Raw genomic sequence first — 15,628 nt, 5'->3', positions numbered from 1 at the left:
CCTCTGTCCCGGCTCAGGCCGGGACAGGGGACTTCCGCGAAGGGCGCCGGGCCCAGAGATAGAGACCGGTCTCGGGCTGTCCTTCGGCTCCCTGCTCGGGGCAGATGTTCAACTCGTCCACCCACAGCCCCGCTCGGCGGGCCCAGTCACCGAGATCTTCACGCCGGCACAGCGCGGGACGGTAGGTCGTCTCCATGAACCGCACCTCCTCGTCGGTGCGCCGCTCCGAGACGGCGACCAGCAGCGTGCCGCCCATGGCCGTGAGATCCCGCAGTCTCTCCAGCGCGGCGATGAACTTGTCCGCGCTCAGATCGACGAGGGCGTAGAAGCTCACCACGGCGTCGAACGGCCCGATGTCCAGGTCCGGGTCGAAGAGATCGGCCCGGACGAAGCGCGCTCCCGGAACCTGGCGCCGCGCGTGGGCGAGCAGGCCCTCGGAGACATCGATCCCGGTGACGTCCATGCCGCCCTCGCACAGCTGCCCGGCGGTGGGCAGTCCCGTGCCGCATCCCACATCAAGCACCCGGTCACCGGGGTCCAGCCGCCCCATCAGGCGCTCGGCCGCCCGGATCTGGGATGTCTTCCTGCCGTCGAACGCCTTCTGATACCCGAGTCCCAGGGAATCGAAGTACGCAGCCGCCTTCGCCGCCTGCGGCGCCAGTCGGACGGTGTCCTCGGAACCTCTGTCCTGCGTCTGCCCCACAGCCCAGCCCCTCCCCTCTCGTCGGCCGACCGCCGGTCGTTCCTGCTCCACCCGGGCTCTACCCGGACCCCCCGAGGTCGCATTCCGTCCGATCGGCACGATCACCTGAACGAGGGGCGGGGTGAACGAGGGGCGGGGCCCCGGGTATCCCGAGGCCCCGCCCCTCGTTCGCGTTTGGCGGCCTCAGCGGACGTCGACGTAGTCCTCGCGACCGCTGGACGCGTAGTGCGTCTTCACCGTGTCGACATAGCGCATCTGCCACGTGCCGTCCTGCTGCGCGGTGAACTGCTTGCTGAACGTGCCGTTGGTGAGGGTCGTGGCAGTGCCCAGCTCCTTCCAGGCCGCCCCGCTCGTGGCGGGCTTGAAGTAGACGCGGACCTTCTGGCCGGCGTACGCCTTCCAGGTGGAGCCGGACTTCTGCCTGAGCGTGCCCTTGGCCGTCAGCTTCGTGCCCTTGCGCACGCCTTCGGGCGTGACGTCGTCACTCCGGATCTCGGTGTACTGACGGCCGAGCTTGTAGACACGGCTCTCCACGCCCGTGGCGCCCAGGTGGCGCAGGCGCCAGTAGCTGCCGGTCGAGCCCTTCAGCGGAGCGGTCTGCTTGAACGCGGTCCCGTACGTGGCCGTGAACTGGCCCACGCTCGACCAGTTCTGGCCGTCCGAGGAGTGGTCGATGGAGACGCGCCCCGTCGTCCCGGCGGGGTACGAGCCCGACGTGACGCCCAGCTTGCCGCTGAAGGTGACCTTCCGGTACTTGTCCACAGCGGCTTCGATCGCCGAGAACGTGCTGGTGGCGGCCGTCTTGACCTGGAAGTCGTACGGGGACACCGACTTCTCGAACCATGGCTCCTGGCCCAGCTCAAGGCGCGTGGTCCCGTTCCGGGTGGCCGGGAAGGCGCCGGAGAACGTGCCGTCGGCCTTGGTGCTGGTGATGGGCCGGCCGTCGACCACGACGCCGACGCCGCCCGCCGGCTTGTCGGTGCCGTCGTCGGCCGTACGGGTCACCTTGCCGCGGGCGGGGACATCGCTGCCGTACGGGGCCGTGACCGAGCGGGCGGGGGTGTCCACCGCCAGTTTCAGCGGCTGCTTGCGCACCGCCACCGGGAACGACGCGTCGTTCCCCTCGAACGAGACGCGGAGACGTGCGCCGGTCTCGTACCCGCTGAACTCGAAGGGCAGGGAGAAGCGTCCCGTCTTGTCGACGGTCACCTTCTTGAAGTCCGGGGACGTGAACCAGGTGTACACACCGGCCCCCGCGAACGGCTTGACCTCGCGCGTGTTCGGGTCCTGCGCGAAGAGCGTGCCGCTCATCGTGACGACGCGGTGGTCGTACGACACCGACTGACGGTCGGCGGTCGCGGTCAGCTTCGGGGCGAGGCCGTAGTTGACCTCACCGTTGTCGCGGTCGACGAGTTCGCCGGCCGTGCCGGCCCGGACCACGAGGTCCACGGTGTACACACCCAGCGCGGGCAGTTGGACCGGATCGGTCCAGAACTGCTCCTCCTCGCAGGCGGACGCGGTGGTGCAGCGCCCGGCGTCATTGAGGCGCAGCGTGGCGAGTACCGCGTCACTGCCCTTCGCGCGGACCCGGACGGTGACGTCGGACGGAAGTGAGTTCCGGTCCCAGTGCTCGTAGAGCACATGGATCTTGCCGTCCTTCTCGGCGCTCCACGCGAACGACCGCAGGTTGACCTCGGCCGCCTGCGCGGTCGGCGCCGCGACCAGTGTGGATGCGGAGAGCGCGACGGCCGTGCTCACCACGGCCATGATCTTTCTCAAGGGTCCCCCATCGGAACATGCACGCGTTGATCTACGGCACATTCGACCCTTGGGCCAGGGGGAAGGTTGTACGCGATGTCCGCCCGTGACGGACTACTGGTGGTCCGCCCAGACATAGGTCTCCGGCAGGAGCGCGGAGATCCGTACGGTACGCAGCCGGTCGCCCGCGCCGACGATGACCTTCAGGTCAGGGAAGTAGTCGAACAGGAACTGCCGGCATCGCCCGCACGGCGGCGCCACCCCCCGGTCCCGGTCGCCCACCGCCACGATCGTGTCCAGGTCGTAGACGCCGCGCGCCGCCGCGGAGCCGACGAGGACCATCTCGGCGCAGGGACCTCCGGTGAAGTGGTACGCGTTGATCGCGGTGACCAGGCGCCCGTCGGCGGCGCGGGCCGCGGCGGCCATCGTGTGACGGTCGCCGCGGGACCTGCTCCTGGCGATCTCCGCCGCCGCCTCGATCAGTTCGTGATCGACCGGTTCGTGATCGACCGGTTCGTGATCGACCGGTTCATGGCCGGCGCCGGACACACCGGGCTCACTGGGCACGCCGGGCGTCGGCGCGGAGGAGGCGGACATCAGTTGCCGGTGACCGTGACCTTCTCGTCGTTGTTCAGCTGGTTCACCAGCTCCTTGACCTTGGCCTTGTCCCAGACCAGATTGCCGCCCACGCTGCCCGAGATCGGCATGTTCATGGACGTTCCGTCGCCGCCCGTGACGCCCTTCATCGCGAAGAACATCTGGCCCAGCGACCACAGCGACATGTCCTTGTCCACGATCAGCGTGTCCAGCCCGGCGCCCATCGTCGGATAGAACGCGAACGGGTTGAGGATCGTGCCGGGCGTCGCTGTCTGCGCGGCCAGGGCCGCGAGGAACTTCTGCTGGTTCTTCGTACGGTCCAGGTCGCTGTTGGCGAAGGCGTACCGCGTCCGTACGAAGGCGAGGGCCTGTTCGCCGTCCAGGGTCTGCTTGCCCGCCTGGAAGTCGGCGCCGGACTTCTTGTCCTTGAACGCCTTCGGGATGTCCAGCTCCACCCCGCCGATCGCGTCCACGATATTGGCGAAGCCCGCGAAGCCGATCTCGACGTAGTGGTCGATGTGCAGGCCGGTGTTGAACTCGACGGTGCGGACGAGCAGTTCGGGGCCGTCCTCGGCGTACGCCGCGTTGAGCTTGGTCTGCCGGCCCGTGGCCGGGAACATCTTGCCGGACTCGGAGCCGCGGAACGACGGGATCGTCACGTTCGAGTCGCGCGGCAGCGAGATCAGCGTCGGACCGTTCGACCCGTCGTGCAGGATCATCATCGAGTCGGTGCGCTTGCCCTCGGCGGAGCCCGTGTGGAGCTTCTTCTTCTCCTCTTCGGACATGCCCTCGCGGCTGTCCGAGCCGACGATCAGATAGTTCGTGCCGTCGCCCGGCTCAGGCCGCTCGATGACCTTGGAGAGATCGACCTCGCGCCTGAGCTTCCCGTCCGCCCAGAAGTACGTGCCGATGGAGACGGCGAGGAGCACCACGACCAGCGTCAGCGCGCCGACCTTGATACGGCGGCGCCAGTCGGGCGCCTGCCCCGGCCCGCGAGGGGCGCCCGGCGGCGGACCGCCGTAGCCGCCCTGTCCACCACCGCCGGAGGGCGAGCCGTAGACCTGGCCCGTGTTGTACCCGCTGTCGTACCCGGGCTCATGGCCCCGGTCGTACCCCTGGGACTGCTGAGGGACACCGCGGGGCTGCACATGCGGCATCACGCGCGCGCCCTCGGGCTGCGCGCCCGCGCTGCCGCGCCCGTAGCGGTTGCTCCGCTCGCGGCGGTCGCCGGTCCATCCATCGGGCCAATCATTCATGCGGAACAGTGTGCCGGTCCGGGCCCCGCGCCAGACAGGGGAGGTGGGAAATCGGGTCGGTGCTGTTGCCAAGCTGATGCAATGCGGACCACGCCGGGGCACTGGCGTCGCCCTGGGTGACCGGCCGGGCGCCCCCGGGGGCCGGGGGAGCGCCCGCATAGGGTGGAGGACATGACAGCTCAGGTCCCACCCCCGGAAAGCGATATTCCGGGTAAGCCCACCTCCGCCTCACGCACCACGCTCAGCCACATCATGACCGTCAGCGACACCAACCTCCTCGGTACGGTGCACGGCGGCGTGATCATGAAGCTGGTCGACGACGCGGCGGGCGCCGTCGCGGGACGCCACTCCGGCGGCCCCGCGGTCACCGCCTCGATGGACGAGATGGTCTTCCTCGTGCCGGTACGGGTCGGGGACCTCGTCCATGTCCGCGCCCAGGTCAACTGGACCGGACGGTCCTCGATGGAGGTCGGCGTACGGGTCATGGCCGAGCGCTGGAACGAGTCCACCCCGGCGACCCAGGTCGGCAGCGCCTATCTGGTCTTCGCCGCCGTGGACGCGGACGGCAGACCCCGGACCGTACCCCCGGTGATCCCCGAGACGGAGCGGGACAAGCGGCGCTACCAGGAAGCGCAGATCCGGCGTACGCACCGGCTCGCCCGGCGACAGGCGATCAAGGAGCTCCGGGCGAAGCGCGCGGCGGAGGGCATCGACGACCACCGCTGATCAGCGGCGCACCCGGCTCCCCGACGGCCCCGGCTCCTCGGCTCCCCAGCTCCCCGGCGGCCCCGGTCAAGGGCACACCACCTGGTCGCCGGTCGTCGCCCCGAACCGGCCCTTGGGGGCCTCCTGCGCGCGTACCGGCCTCACCGCCGTGAAGTCCGTCCCCGCCATCACCTTGAGCGTCGCGCCCTGCTGTCTCACCGCGCGCAGTTCGCTGCCGGGCAGCGCCGCCGCGAGGGACTTCGCCGAGAGGTCCCAGCGCGGGTCGTACATCACGACCGTGCGCCGCAGGTCAGGGCCGTCGGAGTTGAGCGGCGTACGGGTCGTGTTGAAGCCGGTGGCGTGCAGCGCGTCGTCGACCAGCTTGCCGAGTCCGTCCGTGCGCGTGCCGTTGTAGACCTGCACGCGGATGTCCTGCGGCTTCACATCGACCGGCTCGGCGGACTCGGCCGGCTTCGCCGACTCCTTGCCCGAAGCCGATTCCTGTCCCGGCTCGGGCCCCGCGGCCGACTGCGGGGCCGCCGCCGGCGAGGCGGCCGGTCGCGGGGCCGCAGGTCCGTGCGCCGATGTCAGCGGTCTGTCCTCGCGCAGCGCGCGGAACAGCTCCCGCGACTTCACCGGATCCCACTTCACCGTGGCACCGACCCCCTTGACCGTGACGCCGTCACCGACCAGCGGCACCGACGTGAACTCCGACGAGGAGGGCGAGAAGCCGCGCATCGCCTCGTTGAGGGCGAGCAGCTGCTCCGTACCGAAGCCCGCGTCGGCCCGTACCGAGGCGAGCATGGTCGAGGAGACCTCCTTGAACCGCACCGGGTTCAACAGGACTCCGCTGCTGGTGGCCCGGTCGATCAGCGCGGCCAGGAAGCGCTGCTGGCGCTGCATCCGCCCGAGGTCGGCGGCGCCGTCGATATGCCGCGACCGTACGTACTGGAGCGCCTGGCCGCCGTTCATGCTGTGGGTGCCGGGGGTCAGATCGAGCCCGGTGTACGAGTCCTTCAGCGCCCGGGGCGTACAGATCTCGACGCCGCCCAGGGCGTCCACCGTCTTCATGAAGCTGGTGAAGTCGACCTCCAGATAGTGGCTGATCTTCACCCCCGTCATGCGTTCGACGGTGCTGACCGTCAGATGCGGCCCGCCCTCCGCGTACGCCGCGTTGAGCTTCACCGCGTGCGGCTCATGACGCTTGCCGGTGGCCACGTCGGTGTGCTCGGGAAGCTCCGCGTAACTGTCGCGCGGCACGCTCACGACGCTGGCGCGGTCACCGTCCGCGGAGAGATGCACCAGCATGACCGTGTCGGTGCAGTTGCAGGGCTCGCCACCGAGCCGGTATTTCTGCCGCTCCTCCTCCGTGATCTTGTCGCGGCGGTCCGTGCCGACCAGTAGGAGGTTGAGACCGTGGCCCGCGGACGGGCGGTTCTTCATGTCCTTGAACGGATCGACCCGGTCGATGCCGGTGTCGAGGCTGGTCATCACCGCGTGGCCGATCCCGCCGGCCCCCAGAACCAGTACGGAGAGGGTCGTCGCCATCCGCATTCCCCAGCGCGGTCGCTGTGGTGTCCCCGGCCGCCGGGAGGGGGCCGGACGGTGGGTGGTGCGGGGCGGCGTGGGCACGGGGAAACACCTCCGCGTGAACAGGGATCGTGCGTGAAGGGGGGTGGTGAGGGGACCGTGTGCACGGTAGGCCCATACGATCAGCGACACCGGGCCGCAACCGGGCGGCGCGCGTCGCTGTCCCCCGTTCGCGGTAACGTGGGCGGTCATACCGCCGCCGAAGGACCTTGAAGGACCACATGCCTGCCCTGCCGCCCGCGGTCTCCGTGATCATGCCGGTGCTCAATGAGGAACGCCATCTGAGGAACTCCGTCCGGCACATCCTGGAGCAGGAGTACGACGGCGAGATGGAGGTGGTGATCGCGCTCGGCCCGTCCACGGACCGTACGGACGAGATCGCCGCGGAGCTGGTACGGGAGACCGCGTCCCATGAGCGCGCCCGCGTCAAGACGGTACCGAACCCGACCGGCCGCACCCCCGCCGCGCTGAACGCCGCGATCAAGGCGTCCAAGCACCCGATCGTGGTACGGGTCGATGGGCACGGGATGCTCTCGCCGAACTACATCGCGACCGCCGTCCGGCTCCTGGAGGAGACGGGCGCGCAGAACGTCGGCGGCATCATGCACGCCGAGGGCGAGAACGACTGGGAGAACGCGGTCGCCGCCGCCATGACCTCGAAGATCGGCGTCGGCAACGCGGCGTTCCACACCGGAGGCGAGGCCGGGCCCGCCGAAACCGTGTATCTGGGTGTCTTCCGGCGCGAGGCGCTGGAGCGGCAGGGCGGCTACAACGAGGAGTTCATCCGCGCCCAGGACTGGGAACTGAACTTCCGTATCCGTGAGTCGGGCGGCGCCATCTGGTTCTCGCCCGAGCTGCGCGTCCAGTACCGTCCGCGGCCCTCGGTCCGGGCGCTCGCCAGGCAGTACAAGGACTACGGGCGCTGGCGCCATGTCGTCGCCCGTTACCACTCCGGCTCGATCAATCTGCGCTATCTCGCCCCGCCGACGGCCGTCTGCGCCATCGCCGCGGGCATTCTGGTCGGCGCCGTGGTGACGCCCTGGGGCCTGCTCGTACCGGCCGGCTATCTCGCGGCGATCGTGGCGGGCTCGGTCCCGGCGGGCAAGGGGCTGTCGCCGAAGGCCCGGCTGCGGATCCCGGTCGCGCTGGCCACCATGCACATGTCGTGGGGGTACGGCTTCCTGACCAGCCCGCGCTCGCTGGCGAAGAAGGTCATCGCGAGCCGCCGCCCGGCGGCGCAGCCGGTCGAGGCATAACCCCGCAGAGACCCTGCCAGAGACATGAGCGCCGTCCGGCGGATCACCACCGGACGGCGCTCACGTCTCCGCGGAACCTTCTAGAAGCGGTACGGCGCGTAGACGTCCATGCAGGCGTCCTCCTTCGCGCCGTTGAGCGCGTCCGCCGTGTCCGGGACGCCGCCCGCCTCCGGTTCGGCCTCCTTCGGGAAGGACGCGCCGCTGCGCCAGTCGGCGCCCACGACCACCGTGACCCCCGAGACGTCCGTCGACTTCGTCACCGACGCTAGGGGAATGCCGAGGGCCTTGGCCACCGCCTGGGCGTCGCCCTCCATGTCCGCGCTCGGATAGTTGACCGTGCTCGTCTCCTGCGGGGTCTGCAGCGAGTCGGCCTTGGCCAGGGTGTAGCCCTTGCCGTTGAGCGTGCCCGCGATATCGGTCGCGCGGCGCGGCACCGCGCTCTGCGCGCCGCCGGTGCCGTTGCGCACGATCACGCCGGTGTCGGCGGGCGCCGAGGCCGGGTCCTTCGTGGCCGGCGCGGACGGCTTCTTCTCGGTGGCCTCCGCCTTGCCGCCGTTGCTGTCGAAGGCCACGTCGTCGCGGAGCATCGCCCACAGCTTGCGGGAGTCCGTCTCGGCCGCGATCAGATGGTTCTTGTCCTGCGGATCCTCCACGGTCGGCATCGTCGTCATGGTGAGGCGGTTCGTCGGCACGCTCTTGAGCTGCATGGCCAGATCGAAGAGCTGCGTGACATCATCGATCTCCTCGGAGACCTCAAGCGACTTCGTGGCCGCCTCCGCGAGACCGGTCAGCCGGGCGGTGTCGGTGAAGACACTCTGCGACTTGAGCTCGCGGATCATCGAGTTCATGTACATGTGCTGGGCCTTGGCGCGGCCGAGGTCGCTCGCGAAGGCGTGCCGCGTACGCAGCCACTGGAGCGCCTGCTCGCCCTGGATCTGATGCGTACCCGCCGTGAGCTTCAGCCCCGAGCCTCCCGGTACCCCGGGCAGCGGCCGGTCCCAGACGTTGTTCTTGACACAGACATCGACACCGCCTATCGCGTCGGCCATCTTCACGACGCCCGCGAAGTCGATCGTCATCCAGTGGTCGATATAGACGCCGGTCAGCTTCTCCCAGGTGGACAGGGTGCAGCCGGGGCCGCCGCGGGCCAGCGTCTCGTTGATGATGGCGTTGGTCTGCGGATAGACCTTGCCGGTGTCGGCGTCCTTGCACTCCGGGATGTCGACCCGGGTGTCGCGCGGGATGCTCACGACCGAGGCGTTCTTCCGGTCGGCGGAGACATGGACGAGCATCTGTACGTCGCCGAGCGGCGGGTTGCCCGCCGTGTCCTTGCTGCCGCCCAGTTTGACGTTCTCGGGGTCGGCCCGGCTGTCGGAGCCGATCAGCAGGATGTTCAGCGGGGTCTGGCCCGCCGAGTTGGCCGCGGGCTTGTCCAGCCCGCTGTTGCCGTTGCTGCGCTCGCCGCTGCGGATATTGCTGTTGAGATGGCGGTAGTAGAGATAGCCGGCGCCGGCCGTCCCGAGCAGCAGCAGTGCCAGCCCGGCGGCGACCCAGCGAAGTATTCGCCAGGGGCCGCGTTTGGCGCGTCCGCGCGCCCTGCCACCGCGCCCGCCCTTGCCGCGTCCGTTCTCGCCGCGCCGGCCCGTGCCGGTGCTGTCGCCGCCGCCGCTGTCGCCGCTGCTGCCGTCGGCGCTGCTGCCGTCGGCGTGTCCGCCGTCGCGGGGTCCGCCCTCCGCGGGCGCGCCGTCCGGCCGTCCTCGCTCACCGTCGTACAGGCTGTCGTCCCAGCCCAACTCCCCGGCATGCGAGACGTCTTGGCGCGCCCCCTCCCGTCGTACGCTGCTCTGACCCATCCAGACTCCCTCTTCAGGCCGTCCGAATGGGCCGGCGCTCCGGCGTCACTTGGCGCAGACCTGCTTGTCCGCTTCTACTTTCTGCACACCTTCCGGCGCCTTCGCCGCTCCGGTGATGGGCACTCCCGCGCCCTTGAAGTCCTTTCCGAGGGTCAGCGTCATCGCCTCAAGCCCCACGGCGTCCTCGGTGCCCGGCTTCATCCCCGCGGCGGGCAGCCCCATCATCTCCGCGAGCGCCCGTGCCTGGTCGGCCTGGTTGGGCGCGTACTCCAGGGTCGTCTTGGCCACATCCGCGGGGGCGTTGCCCTTGTTGGTGGACTTCAGTACGCCCTCGGTGTTCTGCAGCCAGTTCAGGGTCTCCTGCGCGGAGCCCTGCGGACCACCACCGTTGAACACATCGACCCGCACGTCGGACGCGTCGGCCTTGGTCCCCTTGAGGAGCGCTTCCTGCTTGCTCTTGGCGGCCTTCTCGGCCTCCTCCTCCTTCTGCTGCACCTCGGTGAGGGAGACATCGTTCTGCATCATCGAGAACAGCGGGTCGGCCTTGGCCTCATTGACCACCACCGTCGCCTTGACGACCTCCGCCGGGTTGTCGAGCACCGGCAGCGTCGTGAAGGTGATGTTCTTCGGGTCGACCTTCGCCAGCTCCATGGCCAGATCGCTCAGCTTCTGGATGCTGCCGATGCCGCTGTCGACCGTGAGCGCGTCGGTCGCGGCCTCCGCCAGCTTGAACAGCTTGCTGGGGCTGGTGAGCGTGTCGCCCGACTTCATCTTCCGGATCATCGAGCTGAGGAACTGCTGCTGGGTCTCGATCCGGCTCAGATCGCTCTCGTTGCCGAAGGCGTGCCGGGTACGGACGAAGGCGAGTGCCTGCTCGCCCTGGAGATTGTGCGTGCCCTTGCTCAGCTTGAGCTTGGACTTCGGGTCGTCGACGTCCTTGCCCACACACACCTCCACACCGCCCACCGCGGTCGACATGGTCTTGACCGCGTCGAAGTCGGCCATCATGAAGTGGTCGATCGTGAGCCCGGTGAGTTCCTTGACGGTGCGCATCGTGCAGCCGGGGTCCCGGCCGTTCTGGCCGAGGCTGATGTTGAAGCGAGCCTGCTGGGCGCCCGGGATGACCTCGGTGCCGTCGGCGGTCTTGGTCTCGCAGTCGGGGATGTCGGTGATCAGGTCACGCGGGATGGAGAGCACCGTCGCGTTCGTACGGTCCTTGGAGACATGGAACAGCAGGGTCGTCTCCGCGTGGCCGACGCTCCCCACGTCGCCGTACCCCTCGTTGCCCGCGCCGGTCCGCTTGTCCGTGCCGATCAGCAGGATGTTGACGGGCTGGTCCTTCTTGAAGCCGCCACTGCCCGCGCCCTGCACGTCGATCGTGTCGATGTTGCCGTTGAAGTGCTGGTAGACGAAGTATCCGCCGACGGTGAGGCCCACGAGGAGGAACGCCATCACACCGCCGGTCCACACCAGCGCCTTCTTCTTGCGCGACTTCTGGGGCTTGCGCTTGCGGCGGCCGACGGCGGCGTTCGCCGCTTCGGCCTGGCCCTTTCCCGCGCGACGGCTGCGCTGGCCCGGAACGTTGGCGCGCGTCCCACCGCGACCGCGCGCCCCGGAGCGGGATTCCGTACGTGACTCCGTACGCGAATCCGCGCGGGATTCCACGCGCGGTTCTTCTCGCGTCCGCGGTCCCTCGTCGGTGGCGGGACGCGCGGGCCCGGGCTCCTTTCGCGGGGCGCCCGCTCTTCTGGAGCCACGAGGCTGGGGGGCGGCGGGCGGCTGCCCTGTGGAGTGGTCCAGTCGCAGTTCGTAGTTACCGGTCTGCGGGTTGAGGACCCACTGGTCGGCGGGGTCGAATTCGTCCGCCTGCCCACGGCTATGCGCATCCACGGTTGCTTGAATCCTCCGTCGGTGCCACGCGAGGCGTCTTCCCCCGAAGACGCTCGGTCTTTCGATCCTGTAGTGCGCGACCTGGCGGCCGGATGCACCGGATCGCGTCACACTATCCGTCCCGTTCGACGTCGAGCGACGCCAGTGACAAATTCCTCATCCCTTACAAGCGGGCAATCTGCCCAATCTTCATGGACTGAAGAGCTGCCCTTGGGTCCGGCTTTACCCGCACATGCCCACCGCGGCGTTTGTCCCCTGGAAAGTGGGGGCCGGAGAAGGGCTCTCCGGTGCCGGGGTGCCGCTGCCGCCGTCGCTGCCGTTCCCCGAATTCTTCACGGAGTCGTCACTCTTCTCCTCGTTCCTCTGGCTCTGTGTGTCCGTCTCGTCCGGAGAGACCGAAACGGGGTTGTCCTCGCGCAGCTGCTCGAAGAGGCTCTTCGCGGCGGGCTGAACGAGTTCGTCGCGATTCGGGTCCTGGGCATACGGCTGTCGCGGCACGGTCAGGAATTGCACCTTTTCCATCGGTACGCTCTGCATGGAGCGTGCCAGTTCGTAAAGGTCGCTGAGAGAGTTCAGCCCCGGGTCGGTGGTGAGGGACTTGGTCGCGGCGTCCAGCACCGGATAGAGCCGGGCCGGATTGAGCAGCACCCCATTGCTCTGCACCTTCTTGAAGAGCGCCCCCAGGAATCGCTGCTGGCGGTCCATGCGCTGGGTGTCGCTGCCGTCGCCGATGCCATGGCGGGCGCGTACGAAGCCGAGGGCCTGCTCGCCGTCGAGGGTCTGCCGGCCCGCGGGCAGTTCGAGCAGCGCCTGGACGTCCTTGACGGGCTCGTCGAGGCAGACCTCGACTCCGTCCACCGCGTTCACCATGTCCGTGAAGCCGCTGAAGTCGACCACCATGTGGTGATCGACGCGGATGTCGGTGAGCTTCTCGACCGTACGGATCGTGCAGGCGGCGCCGCCTGCCTCGAACGCCCAGTTGAACTGCGCGAACTGGGCCCGGCTCCGGGTGCCGTCGGGCCTGGCGCAGCTGGGTATCTCCACCATCAGGTCGCGGGGCAGGGACATGGCCGTCGCGCTCTTCCGGTCCGCCGCGAGATGCAGCAGGATCGTGGTGTCGGAGCGTTGTGAACCGCCGTCGTCCCGCCCGTACTTGCCGTTTCCGTCGCCGGAGCGGCTGTCGGAGCCGATGAGCAGGATGTTCTGCGCGTCGAGGGCGACCGGGGTGGGGCGTTCCTTCTCGTACGTGTGCAACTCGGCGGCGGCGGAGGTGTCGGTGGTGATGTTCCCGTCGAGCTTCCGGTAGAACCACCAGCCGGCCCCGGCGGTGGCCAGGATGGCGACGGAGGTGCCCAGCGCGACCCAACGCAGCCAGTGGCGCTTGGGGTTGGGGCCGGCGGGCGGGGCGGCGGCTTCGGTGTCCTCACCCGCGAGCCCGGGCGCTCCGGTCGACGGCTGTCTGCCGGACTCGGTGTCCGGTTCGGTCGCCGTGCCAGCACTGTCGGTCACGTCTGCGTCCATCCTTCAGGGCGTCGGCGGCGCACTGGGCCGCCGGTTGCAGGGGTAGACGGGCGAGCGCCGCGCTTGGTTGTGCCACGGGTCGCAGGTATCGCCGATCACGTAACCGAGGTTGGGCGACGACCCTGATAGCAGGGTCCGTTATGTAACAGATAATACGTTTTACGTAGGTGTTTTCTCAGTGGATTCTCAGATGCAGGCTCCCCGCTTCCGTACGTCCTTCGGGGCGGGCGGGTTTGGCCGGTAGCGGTCTTGCCCGCCCGCCGCGCGTCACATCGCCCTGTCGGTCACGCGTTCGCTCGTGACGCGCTGTTCGAGCTCCTGTGCCGACAGTTTCCCGGGATTGCGGCAGAGCACGACGGATCCGCCCGCCGCCAGCGGGGCGTACAGCCCGGCCGAAAGCCCGTCCCAACTGTCGTACGCCAGCCCCGACAGCAGCCGTGAGCCGGGCGTGAGACCGCGCTCCACGGCGTCCGCGCCCGCGCGCGCCACGAGTTGGGCCGCGGACAGCTCCGTACCACCGACGATCAGCGCGGATTCGTCCGGATCCACCGGCGCGAACGGCGCGAACCGGTCGCCCTGGCCCGGCACCTCGACCGCGTAATCCACGAAGCCCTCGGGCGGCTGGGGGAAACGGCCGCCCAGCGGACGCAGCGCGAGCGCCACCCGCTCGCCGTGGCACGCGCGCGCCGCGTCCAGCGTGTCGGGGCCGCTGACCACCAGATCCGCGCCGGCCGGATCACCGCCGATCTCGACCGTCACACCGACCGAGGAACAGGCGAGCAGCCACACCGCGCTCTGCCAGTGCGCCGGAAGCAGCAGCGCGAGCCGGTCGCCGGGCGCGGCGGCGAGATCACCCTGAAGCAGATTCGCGGTCTTGGACACCCAATTGGCGAAGGTGGCCACGGACAATTCGACGCGCTCACCGGTGGCATCGTCGTAGAACGTGACCAAGGGGCGGGCCGGGTCTGTGGCGAGAGCGGATCGCAGCAGGTCGGCAGGGGTACGGTCGCTGGAGTTCACCCGGGAAAGGGTACGCCGGAGCGCCGGAGCGCCACCGCCGTACCGGTGACGGGGTACACCGGTTGGACCGACGGGCCGTCAGTTTTCCCGACGGGCGTGGTGGTCGGGGCGCGCCCAGGATCGGCACATGCGTGCCTCACTTGCAACCTCGATCGGCGTCGCGTGCACCGCCGCCCTGGTCCTCCCGCTGACCCCGTCGGGCGCGAACGCCGCCCCACAAGTCCCACAGGCCACACAGAACACGGGGACGCCCGCCGTACCGGGCTCCACCCACTCGCTTCCCCTGAGCGCGGTCGGCTCGAACCGGTCCCTGGGCACCGCCGCGGAACAGGGCGTGACGCGGCGCGACGTCAGTCCTTTCTCGCTGCTCGGAGTCGTCTGGGACGACGCGGACGCCGAACTCCGCGGCACGGTCCAGGTCCGTACCCGCGCGACCGGTTCGCACCTCTGGTCCGACTGGCAGGACCTGGAGACGCACAACCAGGAACACGGCGCGGACCTCGGCACGAGGGAACGGGACTCGGGACACACGCGCGGCTCCACCGCCCCGCTCTGGGTCGGTGGCTCGGACGGCGTGGAACTGCGCGTACGGGCCGCCGAGGAGGACGGGAGCGGACTGGCACACACGCCGCTGCCGCACGGGCTACGGCTCGAACTCATCGACCCGGGAGAGGATCCCCAGGACGACGGCGAGCCCGTGCCCGGCACCGCCATCTCCCCCGAGGGCGGCGGCGATTGGCCCGCGCCCGAGGATGCGCCCCCGACCCTGCCCAGGGCCGGGACACCGCCCGTTCTCCCCGACTCCGCGAGGTCGAACGCCGCACCGCGCCCGCGCATCGTCTCGCGCAAGGGCTGGGGCGCGGACGAGAGGCTCCGCGAGAAACAGCTCGGCTACTCAAGGACCGTCAAGGTCGCCTTCGTCCACCACAGCGCCACGGGCAACAACTACAGCTGCAAGCAGGCCCCCTCCGTCCTGCGCGGTATCTACCGCTACCACGTCAAGAGCAGTGGCTGGCGCGACATCGGCTACAACTTCGCCATCGACAAGTGCGGAAACATCTACGAAGGCCGCGCCGGGGGAGTGGCGAGGCCCGTGCGGGGCGCCCACACACTCGGTTTCAACGCCAACAGCGTGGGCATCGCCGTCCTCGGAACGTACGGCGGCACGAACCCGCGTGCCGCGGCGACGACCGCCGTCGCCAAACTCTCCGCGTGGAAGCTCGGGCTGCACGGCATCAACGCACGCGGGAAGGTCACGCTGACATCCGGGGGCAGCGGAAAGTACGGCAAGGGCAGAAAGGTCAGGCTCAACGCCATCTCCGGGCACCGGGACGGATTCTCCACGGACTGCCCGGGAAACCGCCTCTACGGGAAGCTCAGCGCCGTACGCACGTCGGCGGGCGGATACCAGCGCCGCTGACGCGAGCGGTCGCGAACACTGGTCGGTTCTGTGTGCGCGTACGTGTATGCATGTACGGA

Annotated in this window: 12 protein-coding genes; 3 read left to right on the top strand and 9 right to left on the bottom strand. The window is 69.5% G+C overall.

The genetic code is table 11. The features are described 5' to 3' along the window. Positions 1-13: 13 nt before the first annotated feature. From M1203_RS27800 to M1203_RS27785, 4 genes are all read right to left on the bottom strand, one after another. Positions 14-703 (bottom strand): class I SAM-dependent methyltransferase, encoded by a 690-nt coding sequence (locus M1203_RS27800; RefSeq protein ID WP_249952556.1) that lies wholly within the window; start codon positions 701-703, stop codon positions 14-16. A 183-nt stretch (positions 704-886) separates the two neighbouring features. After that, a complete protein-coding gene (locus M1203_RS27795) occupies positions 887-2,461 on the bottom strand; it encodes a hypothetical protein (protein ID WP_249952555.1) in 1,575 nt (524 codons plus the stop codon). 114 nt (positions 2,462-2,575) lie between these two features. Next, complete coding sequence (locus M1203_RS27790; RefSeq protein WP_249952554.1) at positions 2,576-3,058, bottom strand: cytidine deaminase; 483 nt, start codon at positions 3,056-3,058, stop codon at positions 2,576-2,578. Beyond that, positions 3,058-4,314: an LCP family protein gene (locus M1203_RS27785; protein WP_249952553.1), complete on the bottom strand. Its 1,257-nt coding sequence runs from the start codon at positions 4,312-4,314 to the stop codon at positions 3,058-3,060. The genes M1203_RS27790 and M1203_RS27785 overlap by 1 nt, the downstream gene beginning before the upstream one ends. A 171-nt stretch (positions 4,315-4,485) precedes the next feature. Between M1203_RS27785 and M1203_RS27780 the strand changes: the two genes are divergently transcribed. Then, entirely contained in the window at positions 4,486-5,040 is a 555-nt protein-coding gene (locus M1203_RS27780; protein ID WP_249952552.1) for an acyl-CoA thioesterase, read from the top strand. Positions 5,041-5,106: 66 nt separating this feature from the next. Here M1203_RS27780 and M1203_RS27775 read toward each other — a convergent pair whose 3' ends face one another. Next, positions 5,107-6,573, bottom strand: a complete 1,467-nt coding sequence (locus M1203_RS27775; RefSeq protein ID WP_308404920.1) for an LCP family protein — start codon at positions 6,571-6,573, stop codon at positions 5,107-5,109. A gap of 257 nt (positions 6,574-6,830) precedes the next feature. On the opposite strand from M1203_RS27775, the gene M1203_RS27770 reads away from it, so the two are divergent. Continuing rightward, positions 6,831-7,865, top strand: a complete 1,035-nt coding sequence (locus tag M1203_RS27770) for a glycosyltransferase family 2 protein (protein ID WP_249952550.1) — start codon at positions 6,831-6,833, stop codon at positions 7,863-7,865. An 80-nt stretch (positions 7,866-7,945) separates the two neighbouring features. On the opposite strand, the gene M1203_RS27765 is transcribed toward M1203_RS27770, so the two are convergent. The 4 genes from M1203_RS27765 to M1203_RS27750 all read right to left on the bottom strand — a co-directional run bounded on the left by M1203_RS27765 (position 7,946) and on the right by M1203_RS27750 (position 14,149). Continuing rightward, the gene (locus tag M1203_RS27765; RefSeq protein WP_249952549.1) at positions 7,946-9,718 is read right to left on the bottom strand and encodes an LCP family protein; all 1,773 of its coding nucleotides are present in this window, start codon (positions 9,716-9,718) and stop codon (positions 7,946-7,948) included. 45 nt (positions 9,719-9,763) lie between these two features. Beyond that, a complete protein-coding gene (locus M1203_RS27760) occupies positions 9,764-11,608 on the bottom strand; it encodes an LCP family protein (protein ID WP_249952548.1) in 1,845 nt (614 codons plus the stop codon). Between the two features lie 222 nt (positions 11,609-11,830). Next, positions 11,831-13,129 carry an LCP family protein gene (locus M1203_RS27755; RefSeq protein WP_249952547.1) on the bottom strand — a complete coding sequence of 433 codons (1,299 nt, stop codon included), beginning with the start codon at positions 13,127-13,129 and terminating at the stop codon, positions 11,831-11,833. 267 nt (positions 13,130-13,396) lie between these two features. Continuing rightward, the gene (locus M1203_RS27750; RefSeq protein WP_249952546.1) at positions 13,397-14,149 is read right to left on the bottom strand and encodes a TIGR03089 family protein; all 753 of its coding nucleotides are present in this window, start codon (positions 14,147-14,149) and stop codon (positions 13,397-13,399) included. Between the two features lie 127 nt (positions 14,150-14,276). On the opposite strand from M1203_RS27750, the gene M1203_RS27745 reads away from it, so the two are divergent. Beyond that, positions 14,277-15,569: an N-acetylmuramoyl-L-alanine amidase gene (locus tag M1203_RS27745; protein ID WP_249952545.1), complete on the top strand. Its 1,293-nt coding sequence runs from the start codon at positions 14,277-14,279 to the stop codon at positions 15,567-15,569. The last annotated feature ends 59 nt before the right edge of the window (positions 15,570-15,628 follow it).

The organism is Streptomyces sp. 35G-GA-8 (assembly GCF_023534745.1).
Lineage (GTDB): Bacteria > Actinomycetota > Actinomycetes > Streptomycetales > Streptomycetaceae > Streptomyces.
Note: the sequence above shows the minus strand (reverse complement) of the source record. Positions and strands in the feature narration are given on the sequence as shown.